Here is a 914-nt window from a genome sequence, read left to right on the forward strand (position 1 = left end):
ACAGGGGAAGTTAGGGGAGGAACGTGTCGGCACAGTTCGACTACGGAGGCCTGACCGGCTACGAACCGATCAGCGAGACCGATCGGAAGGAGTTCCACGAACAGGGCTTCCTGCTCGTGCGTAACGTCCTGACCGAGGAACACCGCGCAGCGCTGGAATCGGCCATGGACCGCGTCTACGCCGAAGAGAAAGCCGCCGGCAACACGTCCAAGAACGACGTGCTGCACCTGCTCGGCTTCCTCAACCGCGACGAACTGTTCGGTGACCTGCTCACCCAGCCCACCCTGTTCCCCCACATGTGGGGCCTCGCCGGCTGGAACATCTACACCCACCACAACCACCTCGACGTGACCCCTCCCACCCCGGAGGAAGAACCCCCGTCGTGGGGCTGGCACCAGGACGGCTACCGGCAGAACTCCGACCCCGAGACCATGGACCCCAACCTGCCCCGGCCCATGTTCTCCCTCAAGATCGCCTACGTCATCTCCGACCTGTCCGAAACCGGCCGCGGCGCCACCAAAGTCATCCCCGGCAGCCACCTGCGCAACAGCCTGCCCCGCCCGGCCGACACCACCGTGCACAACCCCGACCCCGAAGGCACCGTCGAGATCACCGCCAACCCCGGCGACTGCTTCATCTTCGACCGCCGCCTCTGGCACTCCCGCTCACCGAACTACTCCAACATCACCCGCAAGATGCTGTTCATCGGCTACACCTACCGATGGATCCGCAACCTCGACGACATGCCCATCGACAAAAACAGCCAATGGTGGGCCAACCGCACCCCCGTCCAACGCCAACTCCTCGGCGAAGGCACCAGCACCGCCAACTACTGGGGCATCGACTGGACCGGCTACATCGACGAAGAAATCCCCCTCCGCAAGGAACTCAAGACCCGCGGCCTCCTCGACCGC

At 64.6% G+C, this 914-nt stretch carries 1 protein-coding gene; it reads left to right on the forward strand.

All coding sequences use genetic code 11. The features are described from left to right. Positions 1-23: 23 nt before the first annotated feature. On the forward strand, positions 24-914 hold an 891-nt coding region (locus Val02_RS46960; protein WP_203905889.1), incomplete at its 3' end, for a phytanoyl-CoA dioxygenase family protein.

The organism is Virgisporangium aliadipatigenens, from assembly GCF_016863615.1.
GTDB classification, from domain to species: Bacteria; Actinomycetota; Actinomycetes; order Mycobacteriales; family Micromonosporaceae; genus Virgisporangium; species Virgisporangium aliadipatigenens.